At 73.1% G+C, this 22,644-nt stretch carries 21 protein-coding genes and 1 pseudogene; 15 read left to right on the top strand and 7 right to left on the bottom strand.

Annotation, left to right across the window (positions count from 1 at the left end; genetic code table 11):
• The first annotated feature begins 368 nt into the window (after window positions 1-368).
• The 7 genes from R6Y94_RS39455 to R6Y94_RS39425 all read left to right on the top strand — a co-directional run bounded on the left by R6Y94_RS39455 (window position 369) and on the right by R6Y94_RS39425 (window position 8,308).
• Window positions 369-521 carry a hypothetical protein gene (locus tag R6Y94_RS39455; protein ID WP_412102985.1) on the top strand — a complete coding sequence of 51 codons (153 nt, stop codon included), beginning with the start codon at window positions 369-371 and terminating at the stop codon, window positions 519-521.
• Window positions 522-636: 115 nt separating this feature from the next.
• Window positions 637-981 (top strand): hypothetical protein, encoded by a 345-nt coding sequence (locus R6Y94_RS39450; RefSeq protein ID WP_318401963.1) that lies wholly within the window; start codon window positions 637-639, stop codon window positions 979-981.
• Between the two features lie 4 nt (window positions 982-985).
• Window positions 986-2,185 carry a siderophore biosynthesis protein gene (locus R6Y94_RS39445; RefSeq protein ID WP_318401961.1) on the top strand — a complete coding sequence of 400 codons (1,200 nt, stop codon included), beginning with the start codon at window positions 986-988 and terminating at the stop codon, window positions 2,183-2,185.
• 52 nt (window positions 2,186-2,237) lie between these two features.
• Window positions 2,238-4,196: an IucA/IucC family siderophore biosynthesis protein gene (locus R6Y94_RS39440; RefSeq protein ID WP_318401959.1), complete on the top strand. Its 1,959-nt coding sequence runs from the start codon at window positions 2,238-2,240 to the stop codon at window positions 4,194-4,196.
• A 41-nt stretch (window positions 4,197-4,237) separates the two neighbouring features.
• On the top strand, window positions 4,238-5,809 hold the full coding sequence (locus tag R6Y94_RS39435; protein WP_318401958.1) for an IucA/IucC family protein: 1,572 nt from the start codon (window positions 4,238-4,240) through the stop codon (window positions 5,807-5,809).
• Window positions 5,810-5,864: 55 nt separating this feature from the next.
• Complete coding sequence (locus R6Y94_RS39430) at window positions 5,865-7,022, top strand: alanine racemase (RefSeq protein ID WP_412102984.1); 1,158 nt, start codon at window positions 5,865-5,867, stop codon at window positions 7,020-7,022.
• Between the two features lie 32 nt (window positions 7,023-7,054).
• Window positions 7,055-8,308, top strand: a complete 1,254-nt coding sequence (locus tag R6Y94_RS39425) for a MarR family winged helix-turn-helix transcriptional regulator (RefSeq protein ID WP_318401956.1) — start codon at window positions 7,055-7,057, stop codon at window positions 8,306-8,308.
• A gap of 49 nt (window positions 8,309-8,357) precedes the next feature.
• Here the strand turns inward: R6Y94_RS39425 and R6Y94_RS39420 are convergent, their stop codons facing one another.
• Window positions 8,358-9,611, bottom strand: coding sequence for an erythromycin esterase family protein (locus tag R6Y94_RS39420; protein WP_318401954.1), 1,254 nt, complete (start codon window positions 9,609-9,611; stop codon window positions 8,358-8,360).
• 75 nt (window positions 9,612-9,686) lie between these two features.
• On the opposite strand from R6Y94_RS39420, the gene R6Y94_RS39415 reads away from it, so the two are divergent.
• Window positions 9,687-9,878: a DUF2795 domain-containing protein gene (locus R6Y94_RS39415; RefSeq protein WP_318401953.1), complete on the top strand. Its 192-nt coding sequence runs from the start codon at window positions 9,687-9,689 to the stop codon at window positions 9,876-9,878.
• A 34-nt stretch (window positions 9,879-9,912) separates the two neighbouring features.
• On the opposite strand, the gene R6Y94_RS39410 is transcribed toward R6Y94_RS39415, so the two are convergent.
• Together R6Y94_RS39410 and R6Y94_RS39405 are read right to left on the bottom strand one after the other, a co-directional pair.
• Window positions 9,913-10,563 carry a response regulator transcription factor gene (locus tag R6Y94_RS39410; RefSeq protein WP_318401951.1) on the bottom strand — a complete coding sequence of 217 codons (651 nt, stop codon included), beginning with the start codon at window positions 10,561-10,563 and terminating at the stop codon, window positions 9,913-9,915.
• On the bottom strand, window positions 10,527-12,458 hold the full coding sequence (locus R6Y94_RS39405; RefSeq protein WP_318401949.1) for a sensor histidine kinase: 1,932 nt from the start codon (window positions 12,456-12,458) through the stop codon (window positions 10,527-10,529). The genes R6Y94_RS39410 and R6Y94_RS39405 overlap by 37 nt, the downstream gene beginning before the upstream one ends.
• 133 nt (window positions 12,459-12,591) lie before the next feature.
• On the opposite strand from R6Y94_RS39405, the gene R6Y94_RS39400 reads away from it, so the two are divergent.
• Both R6Y94_RS39400 and R6Y94_RS39395 read left to right on the top strand, forming a co-directional pair.
• Window positions 12,592-13,386, top strand: coding sequence for an ABC transporter ATP-binding protein (locus R6Y94_RS39400; protein WP_318401948.1), 795 nt, complete (start codon window positions 12,592-12,594; stop codon window positions 13,384-13,386).
• Window positions 13,371-14,918 (top strand): hypothetical protein, encoded by a 1,548-nt coding sequence (locus tag R6Y94_RS39395; protein WP_318401946.1) that lies wholly within the window; start codon window positions 13,371-13,373, stop codon window positions 14,916-14,918. The genes R6Y94_RS39400 and R6Y94_RS39395 overlap by 16 nt, the downstream gene beginning before the upstream one ends.
• A gap of 86 nt (window positions 14,919-15,004) precedes the next feature.
• Here R6Y94_RS39395 and R6Y94_RS39390 read toward each other — a convergent pair whose 3' ends face one another.
• Together R6Y94_RS39390 and R6Y94_RS39385 are read right to left on the bottom strand one after the other, a co-directional pair.
• Window positions 15,005-15,910 carry a Gfo/Idh/MocA family oxidoreductase gene (locus R6Y94_RS39390; RefSeq protein WP_318401945.1) on the bottom strand — a complete coding sequence of 302 codons (906 nt, stop codon included), beginning with the start codon at window positions 15,908-15,910 and terminating at the stop codon, window positions 15,005-15,007.
• 101 nt (window positions 15,911-16,011) lie between these two features.
• Window positions 16,012-16,737: a hypothetical protein gene (locus R6Y94_RS39385; RefSeq protein ID WP_318401943.1), complete on the bottom strand. Its 726-nt coding sequence runs from the start codon at window positions 16,735-16,737 to the stop codon at window positions 16,012-16,014.
• A 302-nt stretch (window positions 16,738-17,039) separates the two neighbouring features.
• Between R6Y94_RS39385 and R6Y94_RS39380 the strand changes: the two are divergent.
• From R6Y94_RS39380 to R6Y94_RS39365, 4 genes and pseudogenes are all read left to right on the top strand, one after another.
• Window positions 17,040-17,183: pseudogene (locus R6Y94_RS39380) on the top strand (PIN domain nuclease); the annotation flags it as partial.
• Window positions 17,184-17,441: 258 nt separating this feature from the next.
• Window positions 17,442-17,642 (top strand): hypothetical protein, encoded by a 201-nt coding sequence (locus R6Y94_RS39375; RefSeq protein WP_318401941.1) that lies wholly within the window; start codon window positions 17,442-17,444, stop codon window positions 17,640-17,642.
• 144 nt (window positions 17,643-17,786) lie between these two features.
• Window positions 17,787-18,152, top strand: coding sequence for a hypothetical protein (locus R6Y94_RS39370; RefSeq protein ID WP_318401939.1), 366 nt, complete (start codon window positions 17,787-17,789; stop codon window positions 18,150-18,152).
• 4 nt (window positions 18,153-18,156) lie between these two features.
• Complete coding sequence (locus R6Y94_RS39365) at window positions 18,157-18,579, top strand: hypothetical protein (RefSeq protein ID WP_318401964.1); 423 nt, start codon at window positions 18,157-18,159, stop codon at window positions 18,577-18,579.
• Between the two features lie 23 nt (window positions 18,580-18,602).
• Here R6Y94_RS39365 and R6Y94_RS39360 read toward each other — a convergent pair whose 3' ends face one another.
• On the bottom strand, window positions 18,603-20,258 hold the full coding sequence (locus tag R6Y94_RS39360; RefSeq protein ID WP_318401937.1) for an alpha-amylase family protein: 1,656 nt from the start codon (window positions 20,256-20,258) through the stop codon (window positions 18,603-18,605).
• A 210-nt stretch (window positions 20,259-20,468) separates the two neighbouring features.
• Here R6Y94_RS39360 and R6Y94_RS39355 point away from each other — a divergent pair, with 210 nt between their 5' ends.
• Window positions 20,469-21,131, top strand: a complete 663-nt coding sequence (locus R6Y94_RS39355; RefSeq protein ID WP_318401936.1) for a DedA family protein — start codon at window positions 20,469-20,471, stop codon at window positions 21,129-21,131.
• 40 nt (window positions 21,132-21,171) lie between these two features.
• Here R6Y94_RS39355 and R6Y94_RS39350 read toward each other — a convergent pair whose 3' ends face one another.
• Window positions 21,172-22,551, bottom strand: a complete 1,380-nt coding sequence (locus R6Y94_RS39350) for a chitinase (RefSeq protein WP_318401934.1) — start codon at window positions 22,549-22,551, stop codon at window positions 21,172-21,174.
• Window positions 22,552-22,644 lie beyond the last annotated feature (93 nt).

The raw sequence follows: 22,644 nt of genomic DNA, 5'->3' as shown, positions 1-22,644 counted from the left end.
TGGGCACCCACCACCCGGGTCCGCCGCGTCGCCGGCAGCCCGCTGAGCTGCTGGCCAGACCTGGCTTGTCTTGCTTAGCTGCCTAACCCTCCGCCCCCCGGCAGTACCGGGCCAGGCACCGCCGCCCACTGTCCGGGGCGGCCAATCGGCTTACCGGTCTGGTGCTGGTGCTGGTCGCTGCGGTCGCGCTGGCCTGCCTGGCGAGCGTGCTGATCGGCGCGAAGCACGTACCGCCGGGCGAGGCGTTGCGACCGGTGACCGGTGACCGGTGACCGGTGACCGGAGCGGAGACGCGCTGCTCGTCGCGGAACTGCGCTTCCCGCGTACGCTGCTCGGCCCGCTGGTCGGGGTGACACCCGGGTGCTGCTGTGGACGAGCCGACCACCTATCTGGACCTGGCCTACCAGGTGGGCGTGCTGGAGCTGGTCGCCGAGTTGAACCAGCGGGACGGCACCACGACGGTGATGGTGCTGCACGACCTCAACCACGGGTGCCGGTACGCCGACCACCTGTGTCGGTGACCAGGGGCGACACGATCTGGGTGATCGGTTTCGCAGTTTCCATTCCGCAGTGAGCAAGGTTAACCTAACTGCGAAGTAGGAGAGCCTTACCTTAGTGCAGGAAGAAGGAAATTCCATGCGTCGATTCGCGCGCGGCCGCGGGGCAGCCCTCCGGCTCGCCGCCGGTCTGACCGGGCTGACCCTGGCCGTCGGGCTGTCGGCCTGTGGCACCTCGGACCCGGCGGGCGGGTCCGACACCGGTCAGGGGCCCGCAGTCGACGCCGAATTCACCCGCACCATCACCCACGACGAGGGCAGCACCGAAATCAAGGCGAAGCCGCAGCAGCAGACCTTCCCGGACTATCTCGGCGACGCGGTCAAGGACACCACGGACACCTGGATGACCTCCGTCTCGGTGAAGGGTGCCCACTCCGTCCTCGACGACCTCGCGCAGGCCTTCCAGGTCGACCCCGCGAAGTAACGCCGTGCGGCTCTATCTGACCGCGCTCAACCCGACCGACTCGGTACTCGACGGCTTCCTGCCGGCGGCCGCCCGGCTCGGGCTGCCGGTGACGGTGCTGACCGACCAACCTGCCGCCTGGCCGGCGAGCCCGGCCCAGCGGTCCGGGGCGGAGGTGTCCGGCGCGGACGTCCGCGACGTGCGGGGCGTACTCGACGCGGTGCACCGGGGCGAGCCGCCGGTCGCGCTGCTGTCCAACAGCGACCACCTACAGACCCCCACCGCGCTCGCCGCGGAGTACCTGGGACTGCCCGGCAAGGACTGGCGGGCGACGCTGCGCGGCAAGGACAAGCGGCTGACCCGGCGTACCGTCGCCGACGCCGGACTGGACCGGGTGGCGGCGGTGGCGCTCGGCCCGGACGATCCCCCGGAGCGGGCCGTGACCGTGCCGTTCCCGGCGGTGGTGAAGCCCCGCGAGGGCGTGGCCAGCGAGGACGTCTATCTGGTCGACGGGGTGGCCGAGCTGCGCCGCCGGGTCGCGGAGATCCGCGCCCGGCGGCCCGGCCAGAGCCTGCTGGTCGAGGAATACCTGGCCGGCGACCTGCACACGCTGGAGACCCTCGGCGACGCCACCACGACAGCCGTGCTCGGCGGCTGGCGGACCAGCCTCGGACCGCCGCCGACCTTCACCGAGGAGGCCCTCGACTGGGCACCTGACCTGCCGGCACCGCTGCTGGCCCAGGTACTCGCCCAGCTCGACGCGCTCGGCGTCGGCTTCGGAGCCTGCCACACCGAGTTCGTCGTCGCCGACGGCCGGGCCCGGCTCGTCGAGGTCAACTACCGGCTGATCGGCGACCGGGTCGACCTGGTGATGGCCGAACTGCTCGGCCTGCCCCTGTTCGCGCAGGTCATCCGGATCCACGCCGGCGATCCGCTGCCGGCCCTGCCCGACCCGGTGAGGCTGGCCCGGCACGCCCGGGTCGAGTGGGTCTGTGCCGACCGCTCCGGGACCCTGGTCGCCGCGCCAGGCCCGGTGGACGCGACCGGACCGGGCGGAGTCCTGCTCGGCTCGCGTCCACTCCGGACAGTCGGGGTGACGGCGCCGTTGACCGGCACCAACCGGGACTATCTGGCCGCGCTGCACGGGATCGGCCCCGATCCGGCGACCGTGCGCGAGGCGCTCCGCGACTTCCGGGCGGCCCATCGCTGGAAGATCAAAGCATGAGCACCCGACGACGAACGAAACCAGGCGGCGGACCTGGCCGCGGTGTCCGCCGATGGATCCACCGGACCTCCGGGGCGGTGCGGTGACCGCGGTCGGCGCCGACGCCGCCGAACGGCAGCTCTTCCAGCGGGTACTGGACGCGCTGCTCCGCGAGGACCACCTCGGCCTGGCCGGCAACGGGCGTCGCAGCGGCCGATGGTGGCTCACCCGGATTCCCGGCGCCCGGCTGCGGCTGCCGGTCGAGCCCGACGGGTTCCAGCACGAAGTGCGTACCGCCCGGCCGGAACTGGTGGTGCTGCCCGACGACGGGCCCGAGCCGGCCGTACCGCCCGACGACGAGCCGGACCCGGAACGAATGGCGCTGCGCGACGGCGAGACCGGCTCCGGTGCGCGAGGGCGGGTGGTGCGGAGCCTCGACGGGCTGCTCGACGTGCTCGCCCCGGTGGACGATCCGGAGGCCGAGGCGGGGTGGGCCGCGTTCCGCGCCGAGTGCCGGGACGATCTCGTCGCCCGCCGGCTCGCCGCGCAGACCCGCTCCCGGGTCTACCCCGACCTGCTCGCCACCCGCGCCCGCACCCCGGACGGGATGGCCGGAGCGCTGCTCGACGACGTACTGGCCGCCCGGGCGGACCACCCGGTCTATCCGACCAGCCGGGCCCGGATCGGCCTGGACCGCACCGCCCTGCTCGGGTACGCCCCGGAGCACGCCCCGACCTTCCCGCTGCGCTGGCTACCGGTGCCCCGCGCCGAACTGACCCTCGCCGGTGCGCTGCCGCACTGGTGGCCGCCGTCCGATGAGCCGGCGACGGTGCTGCTGCCGGTGCATCCGGTCACCGCCGACCGGCTCCACCTGCCGGTCCGCGCCGACGCGCCCGAGGTGCTCGTCCGGCCGACCCTGTCGACCCGGACGGTGGCGCTGGTCGACGATCCGTACACGCACCTGAAGCTGCCGCTGGCCACGGCGGCGCTCGGGGTCCGGAACCTCCGTACCATCGCGCCGGGCACCCTGGTCGACGGCGCGGAACTGCACCGGCTGCTGGCCCGGATCGCCGCCGCCGAGCCGGCGTTCGCGGGTCGGATCCTGCACGCCGACGAGAGCTGCTACGGCCATGCCGGCGACCCCGTCCGGTCCTTCCTGGTCCGCCGCTTCCCGGCCGAGCTGGCCGGGCGGGTCGTGGTCCCGGTCGCGGCGCTGGCCGCCGAGGACCCGGCCGGCGGGGCCGTCGCGCAGCGGGTGGCCGGGGCGGATCCGCGGCGGCTGCTGGAGTCCTATCTGGACCTGCTGGTCGACTGGCACGGTTATCTCTGGCTGCGACACGGTATCGCGCTGGAGGCGCACCAGCAGAACATCCACCTCGTCCTCGACCCGCCCGATGACACTGACCGGCTCGATGGCACCGACCCGCCCGACGAGACCGACCGGGGCACCGGCGCCGGTCCCGGGCGGGGCGGCACCGGGGCGGCCGGTCGCCCGGCTGCCGCCAGCCAGCTCGGGCGGCAGCGGACCGGACCGGCCGGCGGCGGGCTCCGGCTGCTCTACAAGGACAACGACGGTGCCCGGCTGGTCCGGCGCCCCGGGCCGGCCCTCCGGGACGCGCGGATGTGGATCACGGATCCCGGCGAGTTGGCCGACGTGTTCACCACGATCACGCTGCACCTCGCTGCGGCGGCGCCACTGCGCGCCCTCGCCGAGCGGGGCGTACCGGTGCCGGACCCGGGCGCGGCGCTGCGCCCCCGGCTGCTCGCCACCCGGGACCGCTGGACCAGCACCCCACCCCGCACGACCCCGCCCGGCCCGACCGATAGCGTCACGAACGCACCCGGTCCGGTCGGCTGGGACGTGGCCGCCGCCGGGCGGCTGCTCACCGAGCGCGTCCTGACCGCCGACCACCTGCCGGTCAAGGCGATGCTCACCGCCGGAACGCTGCTGCCGAAGCAGCGCACCGGCTGTGCCGACATCAACAAGTACTACCTGCGTACCGGCCCCAACTATCTGCGGTCCGATCGGTGACCGCGGTCGGGGGCGGGCCGCGTCGCGGCAAGGAGCTGTCGATGACCGCCGCTGTGTCCCGGCCCACCGCCGACGTCGCCAGCACGCACACGCTGCTCGGCTGCGTCGCGCGGGAGGTCGCCGGTCCGGAACGGCAGACCATGCTGGCCGACGGCCACGCCGTGGTACGGCTGCCGCGCAGTGCCGTACTGCTGCGCTGTGCGGTGGCCCGGGTCTCCGAGGTGGGGGCACACCGCTACGAGGGCCCGGTGCAGCGGTTCTCCGCCGGATCCTGGTCACCGGTGGACGCGGCCGGGCTCGCCACGCTGGTCGCCGACGAGCTGACCCTGCGCACCGGGGTACGCAACGACGAGTTCGCCGGGCAGGTGGTGGCGAGCCGGGACGCGCTGGACCGGGTACTCCGGCTGCGCCCGCCCGCCGATCCGGACCCGACCGGCGACCCGGTGATCGACTCCTATGTGGACTCGGAACAGTCACTGGTGCACGGCCACCCCCGGCATCCGGCCCCGAAGTGGCGCAGCGGCGACGTCGAGGCGTGGAACGCGTACGCTCCCGAGCTGCGTACCAGCCTGCGGCTGCGCTGGATCGCCGTACCGGAGGCGCTGCTCGGCTCGGACGGACCGTTCGACGAGCTGATCGAGGCACTCGATCCGCCCCCGGCGCCGGCCGGGCACGCCGTACTGCCGGTGCACCCCTGGCAGTTCGAGCTGTCCCGGCCGCTCGACCCCCGGCTGCGCGACCTCGGCGTGGCCGGGGCCGTGCTGCGCCCGACCGCCAGCGTGCGGACTCTCTACGCACCCCGCGCGGACCTGTTCGTCAAGACCAGCCTGCACGTCCGGATCACCAACTGCGTACGCAAGAACGCCCGCTACGAGTTGACCGGTGCGGTGGCGCTCACCCGGCTCCTCGCCGAACTGCCCCTGCCGGCCGGGGTGGCGCTGCTGCCCGAGCCGGCGTACCGGACGGTGGAGCTGCCGGGGCTGGACGAGACGTACGGGGTGATCCTGCGGGGTGGGCTGCGCCCGCACCTGGCCGAGGACGAGACGCCGTTGATCGCCGCCGCCCTGGCCGCCGCGCCGCTCGCGGTGGCCGACCCGGTCGGCTGGTGGGAGGCGTACGTCCGGCTGCTCGTCCCGGCGGTGCTGGACCTCTGGTGGCGGCACGGGGTGGTGCACGAGGCCCACCTGCAGAACGTGGTGGTGGTGCTGGACGCCGACCGGCGGCCGGTGCGGATGCTGCTGCGCGATCTGGAGGGCGTCAAACTCGACACCGAGCGCCGGGCCGACTGGCTCGCTCGCCTGCCGGCCCCGATCGGGTACGACCCCGAGCAGGCGTTCAACCGGGTCAGCTACTGCCTCTTCGTCAACCATCTGGTGGAGCTGGCCGGAGCACTCGCCGACGCGCATCCCGGGGTCGAGGCGCGGCTCTGGGCTGCACTGCGCGAGGTGGTGGTGGAGACGTCGGCCCGGCTCGGCGACCCGCCCCGGCTGCGTGCCCTGCTGGCCGGCGTACCGCTGCCGGTCAAGGCCAACCTGCTGGTGCGCTGGCAGCGGGCCGCCGACCGGAACGCCGGCTACCTGCCGTTCCCCAACCCGATCGGAGGCGCCTGGTGAGCGCGAGGAGTGAGCCGGGTTTGCGAGCCCCGCAACGCGAACGAAAGGCGAACTGGTGAACCTGGGACCCGATATCGCTCGGCCGAGTTACTGGTACGACCTGGCCGGGCTGGCCGAGTCGGCAGCGGCTGTCCGGGCCGCGCTGCCGGCCGGGGTCGAGCTGCTGTACGCGATGAAGGCGAACCCGGACCCGGGAATCCTGCGTACCCTGGCGCCGCACGTCGACGGCTTCGAGGCGGCCAGCGGCGGCGAGCTGCGGCACCTCGCCGAGGTGTTCCCGGGTACCGCCCCGGCGGCGTTCGGCGGGCCGGGCAAGACCGACCCGGAGCTGGCTGCCGGGCTGGCCGCCGGGGTGCACCGGTTCCACGTCGAGTCTCCGACCGAGCTGCGCCGGCTCGCCCGGCTGGCCGTGCACCGGGGCACGGTCGCCGACGTGCTGCTCCGGGTCAACCTGCCGGTGCCGGTCGGCGAGGCGGTGCTGGTGATGGGGGGCCGGCCCAGCCCGTTCGGCATGTCTCCGGCCGACGCCCGGGCCTGCGCCCGGCTCGACCTGCCCGGGATCCGGATCCGTGGCGTGCACGCCCACCTCGGCAGCGGATTCGCCGCGCCCGGTGCCGCCGCCGTGGCCCGGACGCTCGTCGAGTGGGCGGTGGCCGAACTCGACGCCCGCGAGGTGAACGTCGGCGGCGGGATGGCGGTCGACTACGCCGATCCGACGGCCCGGTTCGACTGGCCGGCGTACGGCGCCGCGCTGGCCGGGCTGCTCGCCGAGTATCCCGGCCGGACGGTGCGGATCGAGCCGGGCCGGGCAATGACCGTCTACTGCGGCCGCTATCGGGTCTGGGTGCTGGACGTGAAGCGCTCCGGCGCCGAGTGGTTCGTGGTGGTGACCGGCGGCACGCACCAGCTTCGTACCCCGGCCGCGAAGTCGCACTCCCAGCCGTTCACCGTGCTGCCCCGACCGGAGTGGGGATACCCGTTTCCCCGGCCGGTCACCGGGGCCGGCCCGGTGACCATCGTCGGGCAGCTCTGCACCCCGAAGGACGTGCTGGCCCGGGTGCCGGACGCGGCCGAACTGCCGCCGCCGGGCCGGATCGCGGCCGGCGACACGATCGTCTTCGGCATGGCCGGCGCGTACGCCTGGAACATCAGTCACCGGGACTTCCTGATGCACGACCCGCCGGAGTTCCGGACCGGAGTGCCGGAGGACTGACCACCGAGAGGTCTCTGACTATAGTCAGAAAAATGACGGCGACGATCGGACAGGCGGCGATGATCGAACAGGCTCGGTCGGTCCGCGACTTCAACCGCTACTACTCGCAGCGGATCGGGCTGCTCACCGACCGCTACCTCGGCCAGGACCGGCCGCTCAGCGAGGCCCGGCTGCTCTACGAGATCGGCACCGGCGCGCCAGTCCGCGACCTGCGTACCCGGCTCGGCTGGGACTCCGGTTACCTGAGCCGGTCACTCCGCTCCCTGGAAGGGCAGGGCCTGGTCCAACTCCGGGCGCACGAGACGGACCGCCGGGTCCGGGTCGCCGAGCTGACCGCCGCCGGCACCGCCGAACTCGCCGAGCTGGAGCGGCGTTCCACCGCCGCCGCCAGCGAGCTGCTGGCACCGCTCACCGCCGCCCAGCGGGCGGAGCTGATCACCGCCCAGCACCGAACCCGCCGGCTACTCCGGCTGGCCGCCGTCACGGTCGAGCTGACCGACGCCGACTCAGCCAGCGCCCGGCACTGCCTGGCCGAGTACGCCGCCGAACTGTCGACCCGGTTCCCCGAGGGCTACGACAGCCGGGCGCTGGTGGACCCGGCCGAGGTCGGCGGGGCCGGCGGTGCCTTCCTGGTCGCGTACGAGCATGACAATCCGATCGGCTGCGGCGGAATCCGGACGTACGCGCCCGGTGTCGCTGAGCTGTGCCACCTGTGGGTGCACGCCGACGCCCGTGGCCTGGGGCTCGGCCGCCGGCTGCTCGCAGAGCTGGAACGGCAGGCGGTGACCCGCGACCTGCACACCGTGCGGCTGGGCACTCACGGATCGCTGGCCGAGGCGGCGGCGCTCTACCGCTCGGCCGGCTACCGGCAGATCCCGGTGTACGGCGACAGCCCGTACAACCAGCTCTGTTTCGAGCGGGTCGTCGCCGACGACGTACCCGGGAAAGCGCTGCCGTCGCTGGACGGCCGGCGGTTCCGCGCGGTGGGCGAGGTCGACGGCGGCGAGGTCGACGCCGCGACCGTCTTCGACTACCGGGAGCGCGGCGGGGAGGTCTCGGCGACGTACGCCGGCGGCAGCGTCCGGACCGGCCACCTGGTCGGCACCCGGGACGGCGACACCCTCGACTTCCGCTACGTGCAGCTCAACACCGCCGGCCAGACCTCCACCGGGCACTGCGTCAGCCGGATCTCCGTGCTGCCGGACGGCCGGCTGCGGCTCGACGAGACCTGGTCCTGGGAGTCCCGCGAGGGCTCCGGCACCAGCACCGTCGAGGAGGTCGGGTAGCGGACGGCCGCTGGCACATCTCCGGTGAACCTGATGCCACAGAGTCGACCTAGACCCCGGACGGGTACGTCTCCAGTTCGCCGGGGGCCGTCGAGGCAGGCAGCGGGTGCAGCGCCGTGGTGTGGTCGCACCAGATGAAGGCGTCGTACCGGTCGCCGAGCCGGGTCGGCACGTAGTTGCCCCACGCCTCGAACGACGGGTCGTAGACCACCCCGATCGCCCGGTGGTCGGCCTCGTCGTCCAGCCAGTCCGGCCGGTCGTCGTCGAAGACCAGCATGGCCCGCTCGGGCAGCATGTGGTGCAGCCGCTCCTCCACCGACCCGGCCCGGGCCACCGGCACGGTCATCACCTCGGCCGGCGCGCCCCACCGGTTGGCGGCGACCACACTGCCCTGGTAGCTGCCGAAGCCGACCAGCACCACGTCGTCGGCGCCGTACCGCTCCCGCGCGAGCTGGCCGATGTTGACCATCCCGCCCTGGGCCATGTCGGTGGCCCGGGCGTCGCCGACATGTGTGTTGTGCGCCCAGACCACCGCCCGGGCCTGCCGGCCGTACCGGTCCAGCAGCCGGTCGAGGGTGTCGGCCATGTGGCTGTCCCGGACGTTCCAGGACTGCGGGCCGCCGCCGACCATCGCCCGGTAGTACCTCTCCGCACCGGCCACCACCGCCGCGTTCTGCCAGGCCGAGAAGGCGTCGGCGCCGTCGGCGGCGGCGCGTTCGCGGGTACGTGCCAACAGCCGCACCACCTCGGCCTCACAGCGGGCCGAGACGAACCGGCTGGCCAGCCCGTACTCCTCGATCCGGGTGCCGTACGGCTCGAAGCACCGGTACGCCTCCTGGGCGGCCTCCAGCGACGCCGGGTCCTCCTCGCCCAGGTAGTCCAGGATCGCCCGCATCGAGTCCCACAGGCTGTAGACGTCGAGCCCGTGGAAGCCGGCCCGTTGCCCGTCCGGCCGGTCCAGGTTCCAGGCCCGGAGCCACCGGCAGAACCGGGCCACCTCGGCGTTGGCCCACATCCAGGTCGGCCATCGCTCGAACCGTTCCAGCGCGCGCTGCGGGTCGTCGTCCCCGCCCGGGGCGCCGACCACCGAGCGGTGCACCAGGTCGCAGTCCGGCCAGTCGCCCTCCACCGCCACGAACGAGAAACCGCACTCGGCGATCAGCCGCCGGGTCACCTGCTCGCGCAGCCGGTAGTAGTCGTACGTGCCGTGGCTCGCCTCGCCCAGCATCACCACTCGGGCCGAGCCGATCCGCTCCAGCAGCGGGTCGAAGTCGTCCGGGGCCCCGAGCCGGTGAACCTGCATGGGCGGCGGCTACCCCGCGGACCGGCCGGGTAAACCCCTGGTGTGGATGGGACTGGACTGGGTAAACGACCAGGTATGCGAGCTAACGCGATCCAGTTGCAGGAGTCGCTCGCCGGACTGGACTACCCGGTGTCAAAGGAGGACCTGGTGCGCTGGGCCCAGGAGACCGGCGTCGACACCCAGACCCTCAAGCTGCTCCAGTCGCTGCCGGTCGAGCAGTTCCAGACCCCCGCCGAGATCGGCGACGCGATCATCGAACTCTCCTGACCGCTGCCGGGGACACTCCCGGCCGACCGGGACCTCACCCCTGCCGCTGGAGATATGCCAGCACGGCCAGCACCCGGCGGTTGTCGTCGTCCGACGGCGCCAGGTCGAGCTTGCCGAAGATGCTGGCGGTGTGCTTGCCGACCGCGCTCTCGCTGAGGAAGAGCCGCTGCCCGATGGCGCTGTTGGACCGCCCCTCGGCCATCAGCTCCAGCACCTCCCGCTCCCGGGGCGTCAGCCGGGCCATCGGCGCGTCCCGGCTGCTCCGGGCGACCAGCTTGGCGATCACGTCCGGGTCCATCGCCATGCCGCCGCCGGCCACCCGGCGTACCGCGTCGACGAACTGCTCCGCGTTGAAGACCCGGTCCTTGAGCAGGTAGCCGACCCCGCCGGTGCCGTCGGCGAGCAGTTCCCGGGCGTAGAGCTGCTCGACGTGCTGGGAGAGCACCAGCACCGGCAGTCCGGGCACCTCCCGGCGGGCCGCCAGCGCCGCCTGGAGCCCCTCGTCGGTCTGGGTGGGCGGCAGGCGTACGTCCACCACGGCCACGTCGGGACGCAGCTCCAGCAGCGCCGCCAGCAGCTCCGGACCGGTCTCCACCGCCGCCACCACGTCGAAGCCGTGCGCGGTCAGCATCCGGGACAGGCCGTCCCTCAGGAGATAGAGGTCCTCGGCGAGGACAACGCGCACGGCACCTCCAGAATCACCGTCGTCGGACCACCCGGCGGACTGCTCAGGTCGACGACGCCGTCGAATGTACCGAGCCGGCGGGCGATGCCCCGCAGTCCACTACCCCGCGCCTCGTCCGCGCCGCCGTGTCCGTCGTCGCCGACCACGATCCGCAGCCGGCCGTCGGCGTACCCGAGATCGACGGTGATCCGGGCGGCGCGGGCGTGCTTCACCGCGTTGGTGAGCAGTTCGCTCACCGCGAAGTAGGCCGCCGACTCGATCGGCGGCTCCGGCCGGCCGGGCAGCTCGACGGTGACCTCGGTCTCCACCGGGGTGTCCAGGGCCAGCGCCCGGACGGCGTCGGCGAGCCCACGTTCGGCGAGTACCGGCGGATGGATGCCCCGGACCAGGTCGCGCAGTTCGGTCAGCGCCTTGGCCGACGCCTGCCGGGTCTCCGCCAGCAGCGCCCGGGCTGCCTGCGGATCCTTCTCCAGCAGGTATTCGACGTTGCCGAGGTTGATCCCCATCGCGACCAGCCGGGCCTGGGCGCCGTCATGCAGGTCGCGTTCGATCCGGCGCAGCTCGGCGGCCTGACTCTCCGTGGCGTCGGCCCGGGTCTCGGTGAGCCGCTGCACCCGCAGCGCCAGCCGGGCCCGGGCGGTCGGGGCGAGCAGCAGCGCGGCCCACCGGCCGTTGAACCGGAGCACCGCCGGGGCGGCCAGCAGGCCGAGCGCGGCCAGGGCCAGCCCGACCGGCACCGCCGCCGCGCCGGAGCCGGCGACCGAGGCGTACCCGTCGGTGCCGCCGTCGGCCCGCAGCCCGACCAGCATCCACAGCCTCGGCAGGGCCAGGCCGAAGATCCCGTAGCCGATCGCGGCGAGCGGGGCGGCCAGGGACAGCCCGCCGACCACCGGGTCGAGCAGCAGCCATCCGAAGTCCCGCCAGCTTGCCGGGTCCCGGGTGAGCCAGCGCCACCGCAAGCCGTACGCCGCCCACCGCTCGGTCTGGTAGAGGTTGTTGCCCACCTGGTAGCGGCCGTCCGGCCGGCGGTCCGGCACTTCGGGCCGGGGCAGGTACGGCGAGTCCACCGCCACCCCGCTCCACGGTCCGGCCAGGTGTCGGCGAAGTTCCGGCAACCAGCGGATGTTCTGGATCACCGGTGGCAGCACCACCACCATGCCGAGCCCGTACGTCAGCAGCAGGGCGACGGCGGAGAGCGCGGCCAGGGGCAGGGCGAGCAGGCTCAGCCCGAGCAGGGAGAGCAGCCGGAGCAGCAGCAGGAGTTGGCGCCCGTACCACACGCGGAGGCGGCCGGGCTGCCGCCCGGTCTGAGCCAGCCACCACCGGGTCCACCGCAGGTGCAGCGTACGCAGCCACGGCGACACCGCCAGTCCGGCGGCGGCGACGGCGAGTCCGGCCGGTACCGCCCACCAGTGCCGGCCGGCGGCGGTCACCGCGTACCAGCCGCCGGCGCCGACCAGCACGACCGGCAGGCCGCCGAGCAGCAGCCCGACCGCCGGGGTGAGGGTCATCCAGCCGAGGTCGCGGTAGGTGGCCGGATCGCCGAGCAGCCAGTTCAGCAGGCGGAGGAAGGCGGGCACCCAGGGCCGCCGGTAGAGCCGGTTGTCGTGCGGATAGCGCCCGTCCGCCTCCGGCTGCGGCGGCTCCGGCCGGGGTCGGTACGGCGAGCCGAGCGGCGTCCCGGGGCCGGCACCGGCGAGCCGCCGCACCAGGTTGGTCAGGTGCCGCCCGGCCAGGATCGGCAGCGGCAGCAGGAAAAGCAGGCCGAGCCCGAAGCCCGGCACGAAGAAGACCAGGTGCACCAGGAGCGACACCGCCCCGGCCAGGCCCAGCCCGGCCAGCGCCACCCCGTGCAGCAGGGCGAGCGCGGCGGTGCGTACCGCTCTGGTTGTCATGCGGCCAAGTCTGGCCGGTGCCGGGCGGCGGCGGCAGTGCCGGAAAGCACCGGGCGGGGGTGGGGTTAGCTACACCTGTGCCCGGCATCCGGCCCCATTCTGGCCGTCCCCGGAAATTCCTAGCGTCTGTGCCATGAACATCGACGCTCCCCAGCCGGTCCCCCAGGCCGCCCCGCCGGCCGCGCTGCGGCTCACCGGGCTGACCAAACGGTTCGGCGACACCGCCGCAGTCGACTCCGTCGAGCTGACCGTGCCGGCCGGTTCGTTCTTCGGGCTGGTCGGCCCGAACGGTGCCGGCAAGACCACCAGCCTGTCCATGGCGGTCGGGCTGCTCCGGCCGGACGCGGGCCGGGCCGAGATCTTCGGCGTGGACGTCTGGCGGGACCCGATCGAGGCCAAGCGCCAGGTCGGGGTACTGCCGGACGGGCTGGCCTTCCCGGAGCGGCTCACCGGCCGGGAACTGCTCGGCTACTTCGGGCGGCTCCGGGGCATGCCGGCCGACGTGCTGGCCGGGCGGATCGACGAGCTGCTCCGGGTACTCGACCTGGAGCGGGCCGAGCGGACCCTGGTGCTCGGCTACTCGGCCGGGATGCGCAAGAAGATCGGCCTGGCCAGCGCGCTGCTGCACGCGCCCCGGCTGCTCCTCCTGGACGAGCCGTTCGAGGCGGTCGACCCGGTCTCGGCGGCGACCATCCGGGCCATCCTGCGCCGGTTCGTCGCCGGTGGCGGCTCGGTGGTGCTCTCCAGCCACGTGATGGCGCTGGTCGAGCAGGTCTGCGACTCGGTCGGGGTGATGGACCGGGGCCGGGTGGTGGCGGCCGGGCCGGTGGCCGAGGTCCGGGGCGGCCGGAGCCTGGAGGAGGCCTTTGTCGAGCTGGTCGGCGCACCGGTGCCGAGCGGGGAGGAGCTGTCGTGGTTGGCGTCCTGATCGACCTGCGGCTCACGCTGCTGCGCCGGTCGTTGCGCGGTACCCAGGGCTACAACGTCGGGTTCGGCGCGCTCTGCGGCCTGGCCGGAGCCGTCGGCATGTTCTGGCTCGCCAGCCGGGGCACCCCGGCTGGGGCCGGCGATCTGCTCGCCCTCACCCTGGCCGGCACGCTGGTCGGCTGGCTGGCCGGGCCGGCCCTGGGCGGCGGCGGTGACCTGGGCATCCGCCGGGACCACCTGACGCTGCTTCCGGTACGCCGCCGCGACCTGCTCCTCGGGCTCTACGGCGCCGCGCTGACCGGGGTCGGACCGGCCGTCACCCTGCTCTCCTCGACCGCCCTGGTGGCGTACGGCGCCCGGCTCGGCGTCGTACCGGCGCTGGTCGGCGTGCCGGCCGCGATCCTGCTGGTACTCCTGCTGGTGGCGCTCGGCCGCCTGGTGGTGGCGACCCTCGGGGCGGTGTTGGGCGGTCGGGCGAGTGCCGCGCTGAGCGCACTGCCCTGGGCGGTGATCACCGCCGGAATGGCGCAGTGCTGGGTGGTCTTCGTCGCGCTGGGCGGCAGCGCCCGACCGTTCGCCGACGGGCTGCCGTCCGCCGCCGCCCGAACACTGCGGATCCTGCCGTCCGGCTGGCCCGTCGTCGCGGTCTCCTCGGCGCACCGGGGCGACTGGGCGCTGGTCGCCGCCGCGCTCGCCGGGCTGGCCGGGCTGACCGCGCTGGCCCTGCTCGTCTGGGCCCGGCTGCTGGACCGGCCGTCCGCCGCACCGGTCTCCCGGGTCGCCCGGCGAACGGCCACCCGGCCGCCGGTGGGCTCCGCCTTCCGCGCGGTGCTCGGCAAGGAGCTGCGTACCTGGTGGCGGGACCTGGTCCGGATCCACTACCTCAGCTTCGCCCTGGTGTACGGGCTGGTCTTCGTGCTGCTCCCGCTGGTGATCCGGATCAGCGACCTGCTGCCGCTGGCCGGGCTGGTCGTGGCGATCATGCTGGTCTCCTGCTCGGCACACCTCTACAGCTCCGACGGCACCGCCCTCTGGATGACCATGATGGCGCCCGGGGTGGAACGCGCCGACGTACGTGCCCGGCAGGTCGCCTGGCTGCTCGTCGTCGCCCCGCTGGCGGTGGTACTCACCCTCGCCGGGCTGGTAGGCGCCGTGCACTGGTGGACGCTGCCGTGGGTGACCGGGCTGCTGCCGGTGGTCCTCGGCGGCGGCTCCGGGCTGGTGGTGCTGGTCTCGGTGCTGGTGCCGATCCGGATGGCGGACCCGCACCGCCGGGGCGGCAACCCGGGCGAGGACGGCGGCCCGGTCGGCGGGCTGGTCTGGCTGATGCTCGGCCTGCTCGCGGTGGTCGCCGCACCGACGGCCTGGCTGCTCTACCAGGGCACCCGGGCCGGCAACGAGGCGATGCTCTGGTCGGCCACCCCGGTCGGGGTGCTCAGCGGGCTGCTGCTGGCCTGGGCGCTGGGCTGGCTCGCCCACCGCAGGCTGGCGGCACGCGGCCCGGAACTGCTGGCCCGGGTCGGCAGGGGCTAGCAGCACTCCCCCGACCGACCGTCGGGTCGGGCCGTCACGGGGCGGCCCGACCCGATGGCACGCGGCAGGGGCGCCCGGCACCGCGCTCAGGACGGCAGGGTGACGGTGCGTCCCTGCTCACGCGCGGTCTCCGCGGCGGCGAGCACCGCCACCACGTCCCGGCCGAACCGTACGTCGCACTGCTGGTCGCGGGTGCCGCTGTCGACCTCGGTCCAGAGCTGCTCGACGGCCAGCCGGAACGCGTCCACCGGCGTACCGTCCCGATCCGGCAGCACGCCGATGCCGTCCTCGCCGTAGAAGGCGAACTCGAAGGTGGTCGAGGCGGGCGGGGCGTCCAGGGCCAGCGACAGGGTGCTCGTCGCGGTCCCGCCGTGCGCCAGCGTCAGATGCACGCTGTTCCGGGGTCCGGCCATCGCGGCGACCTGGGTCACCTGGCCGAGCACCGGCAGGATCAGCGAGAGGGCGTGCGGGCCGACGTCCCAGAGCGCGCCGTGCTCCCGCCGCCAGGCCGATCCACCGTACGGGTTGCCAGGCTGGAAGATCGACGCGTACATCAGGCCCCGGGCGCCGTGCCAGCCACCGGTGGCCGCCGCGCTGGCCAGGTAGGTGGCGATGCTCGGCTTGAAGCGGTTGGTGAAGAAGACCACCGAGGCGATCCCGCTCTGCGCGGCGGCCGACACCACCCGGTCGGCGTCCGGCAGGGTCAGCGCCAGCGGCTTGTCCAGCAGCAGGTGCCGGCCGGCGGTGGCGGCCCGCACCGCCAGATCGGCCTGTACGTCCGGCGGCAGCGCCACCGACACCGCGTCCACGGCCGCGATCAGCGCGTCGGCGTCGGAGTAGGCCGGCACGTCGTAGCGGGCGGCCAGTGCCCCGGCCCTGGCCGGGTCCCGGCCCCAGACTCCGGCGAGCCGGGCCCGGGGATGCCCGGCGAGCGCGGCGGCATGCACCTCCGCCGCCCAGTGACCGGTGCCGAACAGTCCGAACGTGAGCACGGGAATCCCCTCTTCGCGCCGCTTTGAGCAGGGAACTCTTCCTAACACATCCGCCCGGGCGAACCTTGCCGCCCTGACCGGTCCGCCCTGACCGGCCCGGCCTAACCGGTCCGCCGCCGGCGTCGCTTGGCCCGCCCGCGCCGCTGGCTGAACCGCTGGACCGTGTGGTACGCCTCCCGCGCCTCTGCCACCGCCCGGTTCGCCTCGGAGAGCAGTTCCCAGGCGGCGGTCTCGGCCGCCCGGGCCTCCTGCTCGGCACGCCGGGTCAGCACGGCCGCCCGGTCGTACGCCCGGCGTGCCTCCGCCAGGCACATCCGGGCGAGGTCGAGCGCGCGCTCCCGCTCCTCCTGCGCCGGGTCCCAGTTCCCGCTGCGCCGGAACACCTCCCGCAGTTGCGGCAGCGAGAGATCTCCGCGGCGGTACGCCGCCAGTGCGGCCCGGGACACCACACGGTCGCGTTCCGGATCAGGGTCGGGATCGGGGGCCGGTGCGCTGGCCGCCGCCTGCCGGCCGGCGAGTACCGCCTGCCAGGCCCGGTCGTACTCCCGCTCGGCCGCCTCCTGGTCCGCCCACGCCTCGTCCCGGTGCCGTTCGGCCTCGGCCACGGCGACCCGGGCCGCCCCGGCGATCGCGGCGGCACGACCGGCGTCGGTCTGGGTCGCCACCGCGTACGCCTCCAACTCCTCGGCGGCGGCGCGCAGCCGCTCGGGATCGGGTCGTGGAGTCCTCGGCCGGTCCACCACCACCGCGAGGACGAGGAGGGAAAACAACACCACACCACCGGCGATCAGCAGCGCGGAGCGCGCGTCGATGCCGGACAGGTCCACGCGGTCGGGCTCCCGGTGAGGGTGGCGGTCGGGGGTGCCGCCAATCATAGAAGGTGCTGATATTCCCGCCATGATCGCCCACCCCCGACCGAGGCCGTCGCGCAAGGGTTGGCCGGCACCACGGTGACGCCGCCCGGCGGAGGCCGGCCATACCGGACAACCCCTGTGTACGGGACTGTCGAGCTGCCCCGTTCATGCACCCACTGGACAGTGCTGCCGTCTGCTGAACCCCTGCCGTTGAGCAGCCGGCACAACGCCACGGTCGGCCGGAGGCACAGCCGGGGCAGCTCGACAGTCCCGCGATCGCGCTTTGGGCCATCACCGGCGACACGACTCTCGGCGAGGAGTTCCTCGACCGACTGCGCCACGACCCGGACGTCTTCCTGTCCCCGGTCAGCCTGTGGGAGATCACCATCAAACAGGCCGCCGGGAAGCTCGCCGGACCTGGATCCTTCGGCACGGGTTGATGCAGATCGTCCTCGGGGAACATCCCACCTCACCCCTCGCGTCCGGGCCTGCCCGGCGACCGGTCGCCAGGAGGGCGGGCGAGCCGGCCGCACGGGCAGACCAGGGTCGACGTGCCGCCCCCGCACCCAGTGCCACGAGCGACACGGCCCATGCCCAACAGCCTCTCTTGTCACATGCCCACCGTCCACGTTGCAAGTGGCAACGTGTACCGGTTACACGTGCATACCTTCAAGGTCATGCGACTGGTTGCCCTCTCCGACGTCGCCGAGATGCTCGGCGGGGTGTCGCGGACCAGGGCCACCGAGATCACGAATCGGAAGACCTTCCCGGCGCCCATCGATACCGTGGCGTCCGGAAAGGTGCGCGTCTGGAATCGTGCCGACGTCGACGCCTGGATTCGGGAGCACCGACCCAGTCAGCGAGCCGAAGAGAGTTAGCTCCCAGGGCGCATGTCCAGGTCCAACGGGTCAGCCCCACCCAAGGGCCTACTACATGGGTTAGTAGACTGCCCGGGTGAGTCGAGACCGGTTCCGCGCCGCCGTGCTGCCGCTCCGCGCCGGCCTCCGCACCGGGGTCAGCAGATGAACGACTTCCTGGTCGCGTCGTCGATCGTGCTGTCGCTCGTACTCGCGGTCTGGAGCCTGGTGACGACGATGCGCAACCGGCCGCCGGACGTCTCGCACCTCGCCGGCCTGGCCGTGCTGGAACTGGTCCTGCTCGCGCTCGCCGCGACGGCGGTGGCCGCCTGGATCGGCGGCGAGCAGCCCGCCGAGGCCGGCACCTTCGCCGGTTACCTGATCACCCTGGTCTTCCTGCCGCCGCTGGCCGGCGTGCTGGCCCGGATGGAGCCGACCCGCTGGGGCTCGGTGATCGTGACCGTGGTCTGCCTGGTGATCCCCGTGGTCGTGGTACGCCTGCAACAGACCTGGCAGGTCCCCGGTGGCTGAGACGATGAGCACCGGGACGGCAACCCCGGACGGGCCGCCCCGGCGGTTCAACAGCGGTCCGGGGCGGGCGCTGGTCGCGGTCTACATCCTCTTCGCCATCGCCGCGAGCTGCCGGGCCGGAGTGCAGATCATCACCAAGTTCGACGAGGCGCCGGTGGCGTACCTGCTCTCCGCGCTCGCCGCCGTGATCTACATCGTGGCGACGATCGGGCTGGCCCGGGGCGACCGGGTCGGGCGCCGCACGGCGCTGGTCTGCTGCACCGTGGAACTCGTCGGGGTGCTCAACGTCGGGGCGTTGAGCCTGTTCGACCCGGCCCTCTTCCCCGACGACACCGTCTGGTCGGACTTCGGCGGCGGCTACGGCTACATCCCGCTGGTACTGCCGGTCCTCGGCCTGCTCTGGCTGCGTCGCACCCGCCCCTCCTGACCCTCCGCCACGAGGACGACGGCTCACTCGACCGAGTCCGAGCGGTGCAGCCGGATCCAGCGGTAGCCGTAGCCGGCCAGGTCGAGCGCGTCGAGCTTGCCGACCGGCGGGTACTCGCGGTCGGCGAGCACGTCGTTCGGCATGTCCGCCTCCGGAAACAGCGCGCCCAGGTTCACCACGGCCGGCCGGGTGCCGAGGTTGTGCAGGAAGAGCATGCAACCGGTCGGGCCGTCGGCGCGGTGGGCGAGCACCCCGGGCGGCATCTCCTGGTCGACGTGCGTGCACGCGCCGGAGCCGACCTCCGGGGCCTCCCGCAGGGTACGGATCATCCGTTCGAACCAGGCCAGCAGCGACGCCCGGTCGTGCCGTTGCGCGGTGACGTTGACCTGCTCGTAGCCGTAATCGCCACTGTCGATCACCGGCCGGACCAGCTCGTCGGCGGGCGCGCTGGAGAAGCCGGCGTTCGGCTTGCCCGACCACTGCATCGGAGTACGGATCGACTCCCGCCCCGGCAGCGACAGGTCCTCGCCCATCCCGATCTCCTCGCCGTAGCGGAGCACGGGGGTACCGCGCAGCGAGAACTGGAGGGCGTACGCCATCTCGATCCGGCGCCGGTCGTTGCCGAGCATCGGGGCCAACCGGCGCCGGATGCCCCGGTCGTAGATCCGCATGTTCTCGTCCGGGCCGAACTGCGCGTACACCTGGGCCCGCTGCTCGGCGGTGAGCCGGGAGAGGTCGATCTCGTCGTGGTTGCGCAGGAAGGTGGCCCACTGCGCACCGGCCGGCAGCGTCGGGGTGTCGCGGAGCGCGTCGATGATCGGTTCCGGGTCCTGCCGGGCCAGCGCGAGCATCAGCCGGCCGTTCAGCATGAAGTCGAAGAGCATGTGCAGCCGGTTGGCGGAGCCGCCGCTGTCGCCGAAGTAGTCGACAAGCTGGGCCGGCTGCACGTTCGCCTCGGCCAGCAGCAGGGCGTCGGCCCGCCGCCACTGGACGTGCTGGCGCAGCTCGGTCAGGAACTCGAAGTCCTTGGGCGAGTCGGGGTTGCCCGGCTCGGTCAGCTCGATGATGAACGGTGCCGCGTCGATCCGGAACCCGGCCACGCCGAGCTGGAGCCAGAACGACATGATCTTCCTGATCTCGGCCCGTACCGCCGGGTTGCCGAAGTTGAGGTCCGGCTGGAAGCGGTAGAAGCGGTGGTAGAACCAGGCCTTCGCGGTCCGGTCGTAGCTCCAGGTCTCGTCCTGCTCGCCCGGAAAGACCATGCCCTGGCGCCGGTCCGGCGGCTCCTCCTCGGACCAGATGTACCAGTCCCGGTAGGGCGAGTCTGGCGAGGACCGGGCCGAGGAGAACCACGGGTGCTGGTCGGAGGTGTGGTTGACCACCAGGTCGATGATGATCCGGATGCCCCGGTTGGCGGCCTGGTGCAGCAGTTCGGCGAAGTCGCCGAGGGTGCCGAGCCGGGGGTCGACGCCGTAGAAGTCGGTGGCGTCGTAGCCGTCGTCGCGCTGCGTCGAGGGATGGATCGGGTGCAGCCAGAGGCAGGTCACCCCGAGCCGTGCCAGATAGTCGAGGCGGCCGATCAGGCCCTGGATGTCGCCGATCCCGTCACCGTCCGAGTCGGCGTACGTGTCGACGTCGAGGCAGTAGACGACCGCCTCGGCGTACCACCGGTCCGTCATAGCCGAAGCTCTTTTCCGGTCGGCCGTGCCGGCAAACCGGATCGGAGTACCGGGCCCGGGCCGGCCGGTGTAACCGCGGTGTTCACGGGGTAGGAAGACGTCTTCCCCGGGGCTTTCCGTTGAGCCGACCTACGAAGGGCTTTCCCTGAGCCGATCTGCGAAGGCCTTTCCCTGAGCCGACCTACGAGCCGACGAAGGAGTGGGTGCGCGGTGGCCCTCGCCCAGGACGTGGATCCGACGCAACTCGGTGGGCTGACCGGGTGGATAGCCGAGGTGATCGACGCGATGGGCGTGCCCGGGGTGGGTCTGCTGGTCGCGCTGGAGAACATCATCCCGCCGGTGCCGAGCGAACTGGTGCTGGCGATGGCCGGCTACCTGGCCGGCGAGGGACGGATGAACGTGGTCCTGGTGGCGTTGGCCGCCACCGCCGGCTCGGTGCTCGGCGCGGTACTGCTCTACTGGCTCGGCGCGGCCCTGGGCGAGGACCGGCTCAAGCGCTGGCTCGACCGGGTCCCGCTGGTCGACACCGACGACCTGGACCGGGCCGACCGCTGGTTCGAGCGGTACGGCTCCTGGGCGGTCTTCTTCGGCCGGATGATCCCGGTGGCCCGCAGCCTGGTCTCGATCCCGGCCGGCGCCGACCGGATGCCGGTCGGCCGGTTCCTGGCGCTGACCGCGCTGGGCAGCGGCATCTGGAACGCGATCTTCGTCGGCCTCGGCTACGGGCTCGGGTCCCGGTGGCAGCAGATCGACAGGTACGCCAGCTACGTCGACTACGGGCTGCTTGCCGTCTTCGTGACGATGATCGGGCTGTGGCTGGGGAGGAAGCTGCGCCGGCGCTCGCACCGGCGCCAGGCCGCCAGCACCCGCTGACAACGGCCCGGCACCGGTGCGTCGCCGGTCTGCCACCCGGTCAGGGCAGCGTGTTCAGGTGCGGCCGGACGGTCCGGGCGAAGTTGTTGCCGTTGCTGACATCCCAGTTGATCGACCAGGTCATCGCGCCCCGGATGCCCGGGTAGGTGCGCGGCGGGCGGAAGCTGCCGCAGTTCGTCCCCTTGGCCAGGCAGTCCAGCGCCTGGTTGACCAGGCTCGGCGCTACGATGCCGCCGCCGGCCGCACCGGGACCGGCGGGCAGCCCGAGCGCCACCTGGTCGGGCCGGAGCCCGGCTTCGAGTTGCAGGCAGGCCAGCGCGGTCATGAAGTTGACGGTGCCCTGGGAGTAGGCGAAGGACTGGTCGCAGCCGAGCATCGAGCCGGAGTTGTAGAACTGGGTGTGCACCACGGTGAGGATGTCCCGGATGTCCAGCGCCAGCTTGAAGTACGACACCGAGGGCGACTGCATGTCGATGGTCTGCGGCGCCATCGTGATGATCAGGCCCGACCCGACCCGGCTGCGCAGTGACCGCAGCGCCTGCGCCATGTACGTCGGGTTGAGCCCGTTCTCCAGGTCGACGTCGACACCGTCGAAGCCGTACTGCTGGATCAGGCCGTGGACGCTGTTGCTGAAGTTGGTCGCGGAGGCCGCGTCGTTGACCGCGACCCGGCCGGTCTCGCCGCCGACCGAGAGGATGACCTTCTTGCCCCGCGCCTTGACGGTCCGCACGTCGGCGGTGAAGTCGGCGTTGGTGTAGCCGCCGACCGAGGCCGACAGTCCCGGGTCGATCCCGAAGGTGACCGCGCCGGGGGTACCGGTCGCCTCGGCGAAGGCGACGGCGATCACGTCGTACTCGGCGGGCACGTCCCGCAGCCGCAGCTCGACGGCCGGGTTGTCGAAGTTGTGCCAGTACCCGGTGAGGAAGTGTTTCGGCAGCCCGGAGGTGGGCGGGTTTGTCGTCGGCGGCGGGGTGGTCGGTGGCGGGGTGGTCGGCGGGGTGGTCGGCGGGGTGGTCGGGGTGCTGCCACCGCAGGCCGCACCGTTCAGGGTGCAGTTGGTCGGGCTGCCGGAGCCGGTGGCGAGGAAGCCGAACGAGACCGAGGCACCGGGCGCGATGCTGCCGTTCCAGGACCGATTAATGAAGGTGTGCCGCTGCCCCGAGGAGGTCAGCAGCGCGTCCCAGTAGCTGCCCATCGTGGTGCCGGCGGGCAGGTCGAAGGCGACCGACCAGCCGTTGATCGTGCTGGTCCCGCCGTTGGTGACGGTGTACTTCCCCTCCCAGCCGGAGCCCCAGTCGGAGGTCTTCACGAAGGTAGCGGTCGGGCCGGCGGCGTACGCGGGCAGCGCTGCCCAGGTGACGCCGACCGCCGCGACGAGGCCGGCGACTACGGACAGGACAAGGCTTCTGCGGCGTCTCATGTGGTCCTCCACCAAGCGGTCGGGCATCCACAGCCATCGACTGTCCGCCAATTATTAGGAAGGTTAACTGTTTTATGCAAGAGGTGTGCGTGG

Source organism: Plantactinospora sp. KLBMP9567 (assembly GCF_033446045.1).
Lineage (GTDB): Bacteria > Actinomycetota > Actinomycetes > Mycobacteriales > Micromonosporaceae > Plantactinospora.
This window is presented reverse-complemented; position numbering and strand designations above follow the sequence as displayed.

Coding starts and splice junctions, on each gene's coding strand:
- R6Y94_RS39450 (WP_318401963.1), top strand. CDS start 637: ATGCGTCGATTCGCGCGCGGCCGCGGGGCAGCCCTCCGGCTCGCCGCC.
- R6Y94_RS39415 (WP_318401953.1), top strand. CDS start 9,687: ATGCGAGCTAACGCGATCCAGTTGCAGGAGTCGCTCGCCGGACTGGAC.
- R6Y94_RS39360 (WP_318401937.1), bottom strand. CDS start 20,258: ATGACGGACCGGTGGTACGCCGAGGCGGTCGTCTACTGCCTCGACGTC.
- R6Y94_RS39350 (WP_318401934.1), bottom strand. CDS start 22,551: ATGAGACGCCGCAGAAGCCTTGTCCTGTCCGTAGTCGCCGGCCTCGTC.
- R6Y94_RS39370 (WP_318401939.1), top strand. CDS start 17,787: ATGAACGACTTCCTGGTCGCGTCGTCGATCGTGCTGTCGCTCGTACTC.
- R6Y94_RS39405 (WP_318401949.1), bottom strand. CDS start 12,458: ATGACAACCAGAGCGGTACGCACCGCCGCGCTCGCCCTGCTGCACGGG.
- R6Y94_RS39365 (WP_318401964.1), top strand. CDS start 18,157: ATGAGCACCGGGACGGCAACCCCGGACGGGCCGCCCCGGCGGTTCAAC.
- R6Y94_RS39440 (WP_318401959.1), top strand. CDS start 2,238: ATGGATCCACCGGACCTCCGGGGCGGTGCGGTGACCGCGGTCGGCGCC.
- R6Y94_RS39435 (WP_318401958.1), top strand. CDS start 4,238: ATGACCGCCGCTGTGTCCCGGCCCACCGCCGACGTCGCCAGCACGCAC.
- R6Y94_RS39375 (WP_318401941.1), top strand. CDS start 17,442: ATGCGACTGGTTGCCCTCTCCGACGTCGCCGAGATGCTCGGCGGGGTG.
- R6Y94_RS39420 (WP_318401954.1), bottom strand. CDS start 9,611: ATGCAGGTTCACCGGCTCGGGGCCCCGGACGACTTCGACCCGCTGCTG.
- R6Y94_RS39425 (WP_318401956.1), top strand. CDS start 7,055: ATGACGGCGACGATCGGACAGGCGGCGATGATCGAACAGGCTCGGTCG.
- R6Y94_RS39400 (WP_318401948.1), top strand. CDS start 12,592: ATGAACATCGACGCTCCCCAGCCGGTCCCCCAGGCCGCCCCGCCGGCC.